Origin of the sequence: Citrobacter sp. Cpo142, assembly GCF_030332425.1 — a bacterium.
Classification (GTDB): Bacteria; Pseudomonadota; Gammaproteobacteria; order Enterobacterales; family Enterobacteriaceae; genus Citrobacter; species Citrobacter portucalensis.
This window is the reverse complement of the sequence record NZ_JAOWHW010000126.1, coordinates 345,219-357,886: the sequence shown is the minus strand read 5'-3', so window position 1 is coordinate 357,886 and position 12,668 is coordinate 345,219. Positions and strand designations below refer to the sequence as shown.

Annotated in this window: 10 protein-coding genes; 3 read left to right on the top strand and 7 right to left on the bottom strand. The window is 51.0% G+C overall.

What is annotated here, in order from left to right:
* Window positions 1-13: 13 nt before the first annotated feature.
* From OGY18_RS16655 to OGY18_RS16635, 5 genes are all read right to left on the bottom strand, one after another.
* The gene (locus OGY18_RS16655) at window positions 14-1,558 is read right to left on the bottom strand and encodes a sugar ABC transporter ATP-binding protein (protein WP_057066476.1); all 1,545 of its coding nucleotides are present in this window, start codon (window positions 1,556-1,558) and stop codon (window positions 14-16) included.
* A gap of 1 nt (window position 1,559) precedes the next feature.
* Window positions 1,560-2,180 carry a DUF2291 family protein gene (locus OGY18_RS16650; protein WP_100272793.1) on the bottom strand — a complete coding sequence of 207 codons (621 nt, stop codon included), beginning with the start codon at window positions 2,178-2,180 and terminating at the stop codon, window positions 1,560-1,562.
* A 43-nt stretch (window positions 2,181-2,223) separates the two neighbouring features.
* Window positions 2,224-3,159, bottom strand: a complete 936-nt coding sequence (locus OGY18_RS16645) for a D-ribose ABC transporter substrate-binding protein (protein WP_003831174.1) — start codon at window positions 3,157-3,159, stop codon at window positions 2,224-2,226.
* A gap of 125 nt (window positions 3,160-3,284) precedes the next feature.
* Window positions 3,285-4,805 (bottom strand): FGGY family carbohydrate kinase, encoded by a 1,521-nt coding sequence (locus OGY18_RS16640; protein WP_003831175.1) that lies wholly within the window; start codon window positions 4,803-4,805, stop codon window positions 3,285-3,287.
* Window positions 4,806-5,143: 338 nt separating this feature from the next.
* A complete protein-coding gene (locus OGY18_RS16635; RefSeq protein ID WP_003831176.1) occupies window positions 5,144-6,094 on the bottom strand; it encodes a sugar-binding transcriptional regulator in 951 nt (316 codons plus the stop codon).
* Window positions 6,095-6,455: 361 nt separating this feature from the next.
* Between OGY18_RS16635 and OGY18_RS16630 the strand changes: the two genes are divergently transcribed.
* Both OGY18_RS16630 and OGY18_RS16625 read left to right on the top strand, forming a co-directional pair.
* A complete protein-coding gene (locus tag OGY18_RS16630) occupies window positions 6,456-7,286 on the top strand; it encodes a transketolase (RefSeq protein ID WP_003831177.1) in 831 nt (276 codons plus the stop codon).
* The gene (locus OGY18_RS16625; protein ID WP_003831178.1) at window positions 7,279-8,214 is read left to right on the top strand and encodes a transketolase family protein; all 936 of its coding nucleotides are present in this window, start codon (window positions 7,279-7,281) and stop codon (window positions 8,212-8,214) included. Before OGY18_RS16630 ends, OGY18_RS16625 begins: the two co-directional genes overlap by 8 nt.
* 3 nt (window positions 8,215-8,217) lie before the next feature.
* On the opposite strand, the gene entD is transcribed toward OGY18_RS16625, so the two are convergent.
* Together entD and OGY18_RS16615 are read right to left on the bottom strand one after the other, a co-directional pair.
* Window positions 8,218-8,841, bottom strand: coding sequence for an enterobactin synthase subunit EntD (gene entD, locus OGY18_RS16620; RefSeq protein ID WP_149384185.1), 624 nt, complete (start codon window positions 8,839-8,841; stop codon window positions 8,218-8,220).
* Window positions 8,842-8,889: 48 nt separating this feature from the next.
* Window positions 8,890-11,184, bottom strand: a complete 2,295-nt coding sequence (locus OGY18_RS16615; RefSeq protein WP_079934798.1) for a TonB-dependent siderophore receptor — start codon at window positions 11,182-11,184, stop codon at window positions 8,890-8,892.
* A 253-nt stretch (window positions 11,185-11,437) separates the two neighbouring features.
* Between OGY18_RS16615 and fes the strand changes: the two genes are divergently transcribed.
* Complete coding sequence (fes, locus tag OGY18_RS16610) at window positions 11,438-12,655, top strand: enterochelin esterase (RefSeq protein WP_286553672.1); 1,218 nt, start codon at window positions 11,438-11,440, stop codon at window positions 12,653-12,655.
* Window positions 12,656-12,668: the final 13 nt, after the last annotated feature.

Sequence of the window (12,668 nt, the reverse complement as noted above, 5' to 3'; positions counted from 1 at the left end):
GATTCCAGCCTGATTAATCTTGAGGTGTAGAAGCCGCGATTAATGTCTCGCGGGTAACCGCATGACGGGGGACATCAGCGGTGATTCGGCCATCGGCCATCACCAGAATGCGGTCCGCCAGCGCCATCACTTCGTCCAGCTCTGATGAAGAGAACATCACCGCCAGCCCTTGCTGCGCCATTTTGCCAATAAGGTGATACACGTCGGTTTTCGCACCCACATCAATGCCTCGGGTGGGCTCATCAAGGAAAACCACCTGCGGTTGCGTCATCAATGCCTTACCCAGCACCACTTTTTGCTGATTACCGCCGCTTAATGAGGTGATAGGCAGTTCGGGATCGCTCACTTTGATAGCCAGTTGCTGGATCATTGCCTTCACACTGGACTGCTCTTTGTGCGGGTTCAGCCATTTCCAGGCACGGCGAAAGCCTTGCAGGCTGAAGTCAGACAGCGTCATGTTGGACTGAATCGACATCATCTGAACAACGCCTTCGCCCTGACGGTCTTCAGGCACCAACGCCAGCCCCTTTTTAAGACGTGACTGAAAATGGGCTTTATCAATGCATTCGCCGTTAAGCTGCACGCTCCCACTCTGGCAGGGCATAAGTCCCACCAGACCTTTGAACAGTTCCGTGCGTCCAGCGCCCAGCAGACCATAGATTCCGATGACTTCGCCTTTACTGAGGCTAAACGTCACGTCATTAAGCTTATAGCCGCCGCTCGGATGAAGGGCTGTGAGACCCTGTACGGATAGAACCGTTTCACCTTTTGGTGCGGGTTGATAATCAAAATGTTTTTTCTTGTCACCCACCATTTGTTCAATGATCCACGGAATACTGGCATCATTGACTGGGCGTTCGCTGATAAAACGACCGTCGCGGAAAATCGTGATGTAATCACCAATTTCCATCAACTCTTCCAGACGGTGAGATATATAGATGATGGTGACACCGCGCCGTTTAAGTTGCTCAATGACGTTAAACAACACTTTCACCTCAGACTGGCTGAGTGCGGAGGTTGGTTCATCCATGATTAAAACGCGGGTATCTTTGGAGAGCGCACGAGCAATTTCGACCAGTTGCTGATGACCGATCCCTAGTTCCTCCAGAGGTGTATACGGATCAACATCCAGCTCGAGTCTTTCCAGTAAGGATTTTGCTAGTGCGTATTGGTATTTTTCGTTGATTTTCCCTTTTTGAAAGAACTCGTTAGCCATGAAAATATTATCCATGACATTCATGTTTGGGAATAAATTCAACTCCTGAAAAATAATGCTGATACCCAGTTTTTCGGCCTGATGGGTCGAATTTAATGTGACGGGTATGCCATCCATAATAATTTGTCCGGAAGAGGGACTTTCGACACCAGCAAGCATTTTCATCATGGTGGACTTACCCGCACCATTTTCTCCGATCAGCACGTTTACTTTATTCCGATATACCCGGTAGTTGACGCTATCTAATGCCACTACCCCAGGGTAAACACGCGATAAATCGTGTGTTTCGATAATAACTTCAGATTCGACGGAATGAGGAGTGACGATATCTTGCTGCTGCATGTTATTGTCCTCCTACAGATTCAATTTTCGCTGGTGTAATAACCGGGATGGATTTTGGTATCTCCCACTCAGAAAAAACACCATAAACGTGTACTGATTCTCCGGTTTTAAGCTGCGCAGATTGGATCATCTTTATTGCTTGTTCGTTAATTCCTCGACCATATTCACCAAATAATACCTGGTCATTGAAATCACTATAACTTGTGCCTTTAAAGGCATCGCGTAATTGTGTGCCGCGCAGCGTCGGACCAATCTGCACAATAATGCTGTTGCCGCTTTTATCGGCGATAGTCATTTTTCCACTACGAGAGGCGGTATCAAGATTGCTAATTTTTCCTTCTACTTGTACGTAAAAGATGCAGGGATTCTCTTCCTGAGAACGGTAGCCGAGATTTTTACAGGCGCTATCAAAATCTTTTTCAGCATGCAAGGCCATTAATAAATCGGCCACCGGACGAGCCTGCCCGACAATTTGCGGAACAATTTTGTTTTGCCACGTTTGATCAATATTGGCCATGTGTGGATTCGGTGGCGACTTGAGGTCCGCAAGTTCCTGCTGCGAGACGATGCGGCATCCGCCCACGGTCAACAAGGCCAGCGCAAGCCAGGCTTTTTTAGACATAATGTTCTCCTCTGCGCCTCCTGAGAGGCGCAACAACCCGGGATCAGGACTTGATATTGAAATCCTGCACTTTATCTGCGTTTTCTTTAGTGATAAGAATTCCGCGGAACATGACGCGTTGCTTTTCGGGTTTTATGCCTTTTTGCAGGTAGTTATCCAGATCGGTAACCCCTTGTGCTGCGATAGCCTGAGCCTGGAGCATGACGGTTGCCTGTAGAGTGCCTGCTTTCACCGCATCACGTTCGTCGTTGCTGCCGTCGATACCGACCACTACCACGTCGCTGCGGTTCGCCGCTTTTAATGCAGCAATAGCGCCCAGTGCAACAGGACCGTTACCGCAGATGATACCTTTCACGTCCGGGTGGGCCTGTAGGATGCTGTCCATAATACGTTTACCGTCGATAAGCGTACCTTTGGCATCCTGTCTGGCGACACTAACCATATCCGGGAACTGATCAATAACCTGGTGGAAGGATTTGGAGCGCGTAACACAATTATTATCCGCAAGGTTACACGTCAGTTCAGCATATTTACCTTTTTCGCCCATCTTCTCGACGAAAATATTTGCAACTTCGGAACCCGCCTGGAAGTTATTGTGGGTAATTTGCACCAGTGCAACATCATCAACGGGAATTTCACGGTTGATTAATATGACGGGAATTCCAGCTTTTTTCGCTTTTTCAATTGCCGCGACGCTGGCCGTTGAATCTGCATTATCCAGAACGATACCCTGGACTTTTTTGCCGATTGCCGTATCAATCAATTCATTCTGTTTTTTCACATCTTCACTGTGCGACAAAATTGTGGTTTTGTAGCCCAGTTCCTTGGCTTTTTCACTGGCACCTTTTGCTTCTGAGGCGTAATACGGGTTATCCAGTGAATTCACCATAATCATGATTGTCCCTTTTTCCGCTGCATGAGCAGTAAAAGACAAAGCAGTCAGGGTTGCAGCAGTTAACAGCGTTAAACGTAATTTCATGACAATGTTCTCTCTGTGTTGTTATTGTCGGGTACGGTGAAACAACGTAAAGCTTGAATTTCTTATGGTCCGGTGTCCTCCTGTATATGTGGTAAATAACGTCGCGCGTTTTCCCAGGTGAGGCATCAGGCGGACGGGGCCGGTTTCCATAATGTTCTGTTTACCGCATGGCGCCATTCCTGCCATCTTTTTTGCAACCGATGGTGGCGATCCATGTCGGGTTGAAATGTGCTATGTACGGTTAAAAAAGCTTTTAAATCAGTCAGTGAGCCAGGGTAAAGCGCTTTACGCGCCAGTAATGCCGCGCCAATGGCGGAAAGTTCTGGCACATCGCTACGCATAACCGGATAACCAAGCAGATCTGCCTGATATTGCATTAGCCAGTCGTTTTTGGTGGGGCCACCGTCAACCATTAATGCAGTTAACTTGAAATCATCGTGCTGCTGCATGGCAACTACAACATCGGCGATTTGATAGGTAATCGACTCAAGTGCGGCACGAATGAGATGTGCTCGTTTAACTCCCCGACTGAGTCCGCAGATGACTCCACGGGCACTGTCATCCCACCACGGTGCGCCAAGCCCGGTCAGTGCTGGCACAAAATAAACGCCGAGGGTTGAATCAACGGAGGCGGGAAGGGTGTTGAGTTCGTAGGTCAGTTCGGCATCCGAAAGTTCGCTCAGACCCGTACTGTCTGCCATCCATGCCACCGCATCACCCGTGTGCGGGATATTGCCTTCCAGTCCGTATATGATGCTGTTTCCATCGTGCCAGGCGATGGTTGTAGCCAGTGCGTCAATATCGCATTGGGCTGATTTGACCGGCGCCATCACCGATGACCCGGTACCGTAAGTTGCTTTAACGCATCCCATTTCGCCAAGAGCATGGCCAAACAGAGCGGCATGTGAGTCACCCACCATCGACATCACAGGAATGCCGTCTGGGATGCCATTGAGTCCACGAGTATGACCAAATAATCCACTGGAGGGTTTTATTTCCGGTAAGGCGGCGCGCGGAATGTGGAAGAGTGCCAGCATGGCTTCATCCCACTCTCCAGAGTGCAGGTTTAGCAACTGTGTGCGGGCGGCATTGGAATAGTCACAGCAGAAGGCTTCACCAGCGGTTAAATTCCATAGCAACCAACTGTCGATCGTTCCCAGGCAAATTTGTCCCTGCGCAGCCAGCTGTGGGCCATCGGTCACGGATTCCAGTAGCCAGCGCATTTTTGATGCGGAGAAAAGTGGTGCGATTGGCAGACCAGTGGTTGATTTTATTAGTTGTTCTTTATTTTCATGCCGCAGTTCCTCGCAGTAAGCCGCACTGCGCGTACATTGCCAGGTGATTGCGGAATTTAGCGGTCTGCCAGTCTGGCGATACCAGCCTATGGCGGTTTCACGCTGATTACTGATAGCCAGTGCTGCGACGTTTTCAGCACCAACATGATTCACAGCTTTGGCAATGACACCAATAGAAGCATCAATCAACACCTCGCCAGATTGTTCAACCCAGCCATCCCGAGGGGTCTGAATCGCCAGTGGCTGAGAAAACTTTGCCACCACATTGCCCTGTGCATCAAGCGCAACCGCTTTGGCGTTAGTTGTGCCTTCATCCAGCGCAATGATGAACTCTTTCTTCGCTGCACACATAGATTATCTCCTGAGTCACATTGCGTCCCGGTTTGGAGGATAAAGCCCCCTCATTGTCGCGTCATTACTACATCAGGCCTGGCTGTGACATCGCTTTTCAATTATTGAATATATATTCGATAGTGATTATTTATTTAATACCTTAGCCACAATCTTTCCGTTGGGCTACAGAAAAAATCATCAATTGTGCTGAGAATCACACTTACACAGACGGGACAATAACAGAAAAAAGAGTAAATTAAGGCGAGGTGAAACCATTCAGTCTATTGAAATATATGGATTTTAGTCACAGCCTTTGCTTTTTATCTTTCGTGCAAAGGCTATCAGCGAATTGAGGATCAGGAGGTGACCAGCATGCGGGCCGTAGGATAGTCGGTAATGAGCACGTCGATATAACCTCCGTTCAACGCCCCTTTAATTGCCGCGACTTTGTCTGTACCGCCAGCAAGCGCCACGACATTCGGGCATTTTTTTACCTTGTCCAGGGCCATGCCAATCACTGGATCTTCGTCATCTTGCAATACCGGCTGGCCCTTGTTGTCGTAGTAATGCAGGCAAATGTCTCCGACCGCGCCGCGATCTGCCAGTACCTGCAACATATCTTCGTGGTAGTAGTTGCCTGATGTTTTCAGCAATTGGGACGGTTCGAGGATCCCGACGCCAACAATGGCGATGTCTACATTATCAAAGCGTGAAATCACATCGGCGACATCTTTGCTGGCAACGAGACGGTTTTTCTCTTCAACCGAGCCTTCGATACTCTGCGAAGGAAGCAGCCAGGCTTCACAATTCAGATGTTGTGCCAGCGTCTGCGTCAGAATTGTGGCCTGTACGTTGCCGTTGGGACCCACGCCGCCCAACAATTGAATTACGCCGCCGGCCTTCAGGTTCTGCGTATGGACTTCATCCACCATCGCTCGGATAGTCGAACTCCATGAGGAAACGCCCACCAGATCTTTGGGGCGCAGCCTGGTTTCCAGATAGTGGGCTGCGGCAGAACCAATGGCGCGTTTGATGGTGTGGTCGCTGGCATCCTCTTCGGTATCAACCACAATGGCCTGCTTAATGCCGTAACGTTCCTCGATCCCTTTTTCAAGATTCAGGAAGATATTTGAGGGCTGGACAACGCTGATTTTCACCACCCCTTCTTTCTGACAGCGGGTGATGGCGCGGGAGATAAACGACTGAGAAAGCGAGAGAAGTTGAGCAATATCGGACTGTTTGCGTCCTTCAAGATAGTAAAGGGTAGCGATTTTAACCAATAGCCGTTGTTCGTCCTGCTTAGCCATATATTTCCTCGAAAATCATTTACGTACCGCCATTATCTTAATGCGTTTTATCATACGCGAAAATTGAAGACAGGTAAGTGTGATAAAGCTCTAACTTTAACCAATCCTCCAAAACAGCTATGGACAAATACGAAAATTAGGTTGCATAATTGAATAAAGAATCATTTGTGAATATATATTCATGATGGTTACAGGTCAACTTATTATTACCAGCGTCAGTGTGGTCGCGGTAAGGAGGCAGAATGTTCCTGAGTATGATACAACGGCGTAAGCCTGAAGATGTGACGTATGGGAAATTCTGGTTTTTTTAGTCCCATGCGGAATAAATATTCCATATTGAAAATAAATTCAGAGGTGCTAAATGAATCCCTGGAACTATGATATCCAGACTCTTGAGCGCAAAGCGCGGGCGGTTCGCCGTCACATTGTTAGATTAAATGCTAACAGCCCTGCGGGTGGGCATACTGGTGCGGACTTGTCTCAAGTTGAGCTGTTGACGGCACTCTATTTTCGTATACTCAATGTCGCTCCGGAGCGTATCGCTGATGAGGCTCGGGATATCTACATCCAGTCTAAAGGTCACGCGGTAGGCTGTTACTACTGCGTTCTGGCGGAGGCGGGTTTTTTTCCCGTTGACTGGCTGGAAACCTATCAACATGCCAATTCACATCTTCCCGGACACCCGGTGCGCCAGAAAACGCCGGGTATTGAGCTGAATACCGGTGCTCTGGGCCACGGTTTACCTGTTGCGGTGGGACTGGCTCTGGCTGCGAAGAAAAGTAACAGTTCACGCCGCATCTTTTTAATCACAGGCGATGGCGAACTGGCCGAAGGAAGTAACTGGGAAGCGGCGCTGGCTGCTGCTCATTATGGCCTCGATAACCTGATCATTATTAATGACAAGAACAATCTTCAATTAGCCGGACCGACTCGCGAAATCATGAATACCGATCCGCTTGCCGCAAAATGGCAGGCATTTGGTATGACGGTGACTGAGTGTCAGGGGAATGATATGGCGTCGGTTGTCGCCACGCTGGAAGGACTTAAGCAGGATGGCAAACCTAACGTCATCATTGCCAATACCACGAAAGGCGCGGGTATATCTTTTATCCAGGGGCGCCCTGAATGGCACCATCGGGTGCCAAAAGGTGAAGAGATCGAACTGGCTCTGGAGGAATTAAAAGATGAGTAATGCAGAACACCTCGCGAACGTCATGGTTCAGGCGTTCATTGATGCAGTGGAACAAGGTGTTGACCTGGTGCCGGTCGTAGCGGACTCGACATCAACCGCGAAAATTGCTCCTTTTATAAAGCAGTTTCCCGGTCGCCTGGTCAACGTAGGTATTGCCGAACAAAGCATGGTTGGAACGGCGGCAGGACTTGCACTTGGCGGTAAGGTCGCCGTCACCTGTAACGCTGCGCCATTTCTTATCTCCCGTGCCAATGAGCAAATTAAAGTCGATGTTTGCTACAACAATACCAATGTGAAGCTATTCGGTCTTAATGCTGGTGCCAGCTATGGCCCGCTGGCGAGCACTCACCATTCGATCGATGATATTGCCATTATGCGAGGCTTCGGCAATATCCAGATTTTCGCCCCATCTTCGCCACGAGAGTGCCGACAGATTATCGATTATGCGATTGGCTATCAGGGACCGGTATATATTCGTCTTGATGGAAAAGCTCTGCCGGAACTTCATGACGAGAGTTACCGTTTTGTTCCGGGGGCGGTGTTGACGCTGCGTGAGGGGGAGCATGTGGCGCTGGTGGCAACGGGCTCGACAGTTCATGAAATTGTTGATGCCGCCGCGCTGTTAGCTGACGCGGGAATTCAGGCGAAGGTGGTCAGTGTGCCTTCAATTCGCCCCTGCGATACCAAAGCCCTGTTATCTGCGTTACAAGGCTGTAAAGCGGTGATTACCGTGGAAGAGCATAATATTAATGGCGGGTTGGGAAGCCTGGTGGCCGAAGTGCTGGCAGAGGCCGGAATGGGGGCAATTTTGAAGCGTTTAGGCATCCCGGATGGGGAGTACGCGGCGGCGGCGGATCGAGGCTGGTTACGCCAGCACCATGGCTTTGACGCCGCAGCCATCGCGGCTCTGGCCCGCGAACTGCTTTGAATTCTATACTGTTGCCAGTGTGATTACAGCGTTGTCCGAAAAACGCCATTGCACACGATACGTTTGGTGGTGCGCGCGGAGGATCATCTGGTTACGCTGTAACACCACGATTTGATATTGCGTAAACCCGGCGTCTGCTTGTCTTGATGTCCGGGTTGCTTTAAAAGCGCTCTCTTTGGCGGAAAACGCCAGGGTGAGCGCCTGTTCAATAGACAAGCCGCTGTTTGCCAACAATTCTTTCTCAGCATGAGTGACAATGCTACTTGCCAGTTCGGTTGCCGTTTGTGGCGTAAAAATGGCTTCTATGTCAATACCCACCGGCTGTCTTGATACCACCGCCAGCGCAGTTGATGCGCTATGGCTGATACTGCCAAACAGCCCCTGCGGCCATACCGGTTGGCGTTGTGTACCGATGCCGGGTACCGTTTTAAGGCCAAATTCGCGCAAAGCGTGTACTGCGGCAATACGCCCTGCTAAGTGCTCAGCTTTACGCTTACGTCCACAGGATTGAAGCTGAGAGTGGTGGGGGAGCCAGAGCAGGTCGTGCTCATGGAAGCTGTCGGGATCGAACTCGACAATGTGCAGCGTGTGGTCTGCGAAAGTGAGCGGTGTGTGCGTGGTGTGCATCATAGTTATGATTTCCCTCTCCCCGCAGCGAGGAGAGGGAAAGCGTTATCAGAAGTGTGTGTTAACGCTCATGAACCACGTCCGACCCGGTTCGTTATAGGTGTACGCGCCAGCGCCCGCCATATAATAGCCAGTCTTGTTGTCGCTGGTGGTCTGGGCATTACCTTCACGCCACAGACGTTTGTCGAAGACGTTATCCACGCCGCCGGTCAGGCTGACGTTTTTCGTCACATCCCAGGTCGCGCTCAGGCCGACGATGCTGTACGGACTCACTTCCTGGGCTGAACTGCCGGTCACTGGTTTACCCTGGTAATCATATTTCTTCGGCTGCTGTTTGCCGTACCAGGTAAAGGTGGATTGCAGTGACAAATCCTCACGCGCCTGCCAGCTCAGCGTTGAGTTCAGCGTGTATTCAGGAATAATCGACAAGCGTTCGCCGGTCTCTTTATTCTTACTTTGCAGCATGTAAGTGATGTTGTTGGTCCAGGTAACGGTTTCGCTAACCGGTACGTTTAACGTCCCTTCCAGGCCTTCCACCACCGCTTTAGGTACGTTTTCCCACTGATAGATATCGGTGTAGGTTGTTGTTTCTTTACCCGTAGTCGGGTTTTTCTGGGTAATTGACGTTCTGCTTAGCGGTACAGTCCCCGCTTCGATCTTGTTACGGTAATCGTTGCGGAACCAGGTGACGCCGGCCAGCCAACCGTCACGTTTGAACTCCAGACCAATCTCTTTGTTGATACTGGTTTCGGCCTTCAGGTCATCGTTGCCCATCATGTAGCAACCAATGCCCGTCGCAGATCCGGTGGCATAGCAGCCCTGGCCTTTGCTGTACAGAATATAGTTCGGGTTAGTCTGGTACAGGCTAGGTGCTTTATAGGCCCGTGCGATACCCATTTTCAGCGTAAAGTCGTCGCCCAGACCTTGGGACAGGTTCAGGGACGGGCTCCAGTTGTCGCCAACGACGCTGTGGTGGTCGAAGCGCAGACCCGGCGTCAACATGGTGCTGTCGGTCAGCTCCATGTTATTTTCAGCAAACAGGGAGAAAATTTCAGCTTGCGAATACGGGCTACGATCGGTGCTGCTGGCACCAGGTATGTTCCCGCCCATAAAGGTCTGGGTATTGGAACTCATGTCTTTCATACGCTGCTGGTTCCATTCGGTACCGAGCGTCAGGTTCTGGTTAACTAACAGGTCGAATGGAATGCTAATTTCGCTGTGCAGGGTGACATCCGCCAGGTCAGTGTCGGTAAATTGATTACTGTTAAATAACCCTTCAAGGCCACCTGCCAGACCTTCACCCAAACGGGAGTTACGGGTGTGTTCGTATTGCGCCCAGTTGCTGGTGGTAATGCCGTTGTCCCAGCCGCCGTTCCACGTCAGCGCATAGTTCTGGCGGTACATACGGTTGGTTTCTTTACCGTAGTATTTTTTCACCAGTCCGTTGGTTTTGTTATCGTTGTTGGTGTTTTGGGTGTCACCCGCATACAGGTTGCCCTGACGGCTGTAGCCAGCTTCAAACTCCAGCGATTGCATTGGGGCAAAATCCCAACGCAGCAGGCCGTTGATATCTTTGTTTTTTACCCCTTCACGACCCGCAGGCATCGTATCTGCGTAATCGCCCGTACGTGTTGACTGGTGACCGTCGTTAATGTCCCAGGCATCGGCCTGGGTTTTGTCGAGGTTACCGTTCAGGCGGAAGCTGAAATCTCCGCCCAGCGGTCCATTCAGACTAAAGTTGGTACGCTTGGTTGAACCTTCCTCTTTGTGTTCCGGGGCGTTGAAATAGGTATTCCAGGAACCATGCCACTCATCGCCGCCTTTCTTGGTGATGATATTCACCACACCGCCAGCTGCGCCATTGCCATAGCGTGCTGCGGCAGGACCGCGCAGCACTTCAATACGTTCAATCATTTCCGGAGCAACCCAGGCGGTATCGCCGCGGGTATCACGCTCGCCGCGCCAGCCCTGGCGTACGGAGTTACGGCTGGTAACCGGTTTACCGTCGATCAAAATCAGGGTGTTTTCTGGCCCCATGCCGCGAATATCGATCTGGCGGTTGTTGCCGCGCTGACCGCTGGTTGAGTTGCCGGTCAGGTTAACGCCAGGCATGGTACGGATGATTTCCGACACATCGCGAGCGGGAGGGTTCTTACGAATTTCATCAGCGGTAATGGTTGAAACACCCGGCGCCTGCAGGTTCTGCTGGGCGGCGGTAACGACGATGGTGTCTTCATGAGAGACAGCGACGCTATCGGTTTGATCTTCTGCCATTGCTGGCAGGGCTACCCCGTAAATCCCTAAATTGACCAATAAGGCCAGTGAATGAATCTTGTTGTTCATTGTATGTCCTGCTGTTCTTTTAGCCACGAGTACCAATGTGCCGTGGTGCGGCATTTGGCCTGATGTCGCCCGCATCTGCGTAAACTATCCATTCCAGAAAAAGTACGCAGCGCCAGGTCGGTTTATAAGTGGTGAAAAACTGTACGCGCTTCCCACAGCGCGACAATACGCTATTGCAAATGCAAATAGTTATCAATAATATTATCAATATATTTCACGCTAGATCATAAAATTTCACAATAAACATGGGGTTATGGCTGTGACGACGTTAAAGATGGGAAGCGAGGCGTGGTGGCAGTCGAAAAAAGGCCCGGAGTGGGAGCGTGAAGACAACGGAAATTATCGGGTAACCTTCTGGTGGCGTGACCCACGGGGAACGGAAAAAGAGTCAGCCATTCATCGCGTTTGGGTTTATATCACCGGCGTCACCGACCACCATCAAAATGCCATCCCTCAGTCGATGCGACGCATTGATGGAACAAATGTTTGGTGCTGGAGTGTTTCCCTCAGCGCCAACTGGCGTGGCAGCTACTGTTTTATCCCAACAGCACGAAACGATATCTTCTCCTCGCTGGCGGCGGACGCTGCGCCTGACCGAAGCATCCTGCGTGAAGGCTGGCGGCAATTGCTGCCGCAGGCCATTGCCGATCCCCTTAATCCGCAGAGCTGGCGGGGCGGTCGTGGCCACGCGGTGTCTGCGCTGGAAATGCCGGAGGCACCCGTACAGCCTGGATGGGATCGACCTGAAAACCCAGATTCACCCGCAGTTTGCCTGCAATGGCATAGCGCCAGGCTCGGCAATACGCGTCGCGTATGGGTGTTTACCACCGGTGATGCTCAACCCGAAACGCGTCCGTTGGCTATCCTGCTGGATGGGCAGTTTTGGGCACAGAGTATGCCGGTCTGGCCTGCGTTGACTTCACTCACGCATCGCGGACACCTTCCTTCTGCCGTTTATATTCTGATTGATGCCATTGATACGGCTCACCGCAGCCATGAGCTACCGTGTAATGCGGATTTTTGGTTGGCGGTGCAGGAGGAGCTATTACCACTGGTGAAGACAACGACCGCGTTTAGTGACGATCCGCAGCGCACCGTGGTGGCTGGGCAAAGTTTTGGCGGGTTGTCATCGCTGTATGCCGGGCTGAACTGGCCCGCGCGCTTTGGCTGTGTGCTTAGCCAGTCCGGTTCTTACTGGTGGCCGCATCGTGGTGGTCATCAGGACGGGGCGATCGTCGAGCAACTGAAGACCGGGACCGTCAGCGCTCAGGGGCTGCGTATTGTCCTGGAAACGGGGATCCGCGAGCCCATTATTTATCGCGCTAATCAGGCGTTATATGCCCAGTTACCTTCTGCACCACAGTCTATTTTCTGGCGTCAGGTTGATGGCGGACACGATGCGCTTTGCTGGCGCGGCGGTCTGATGCAAGGGCTAATGACGCTCTGGCAACCGCTTACCGACACGATTTAACCGGACGATGTTC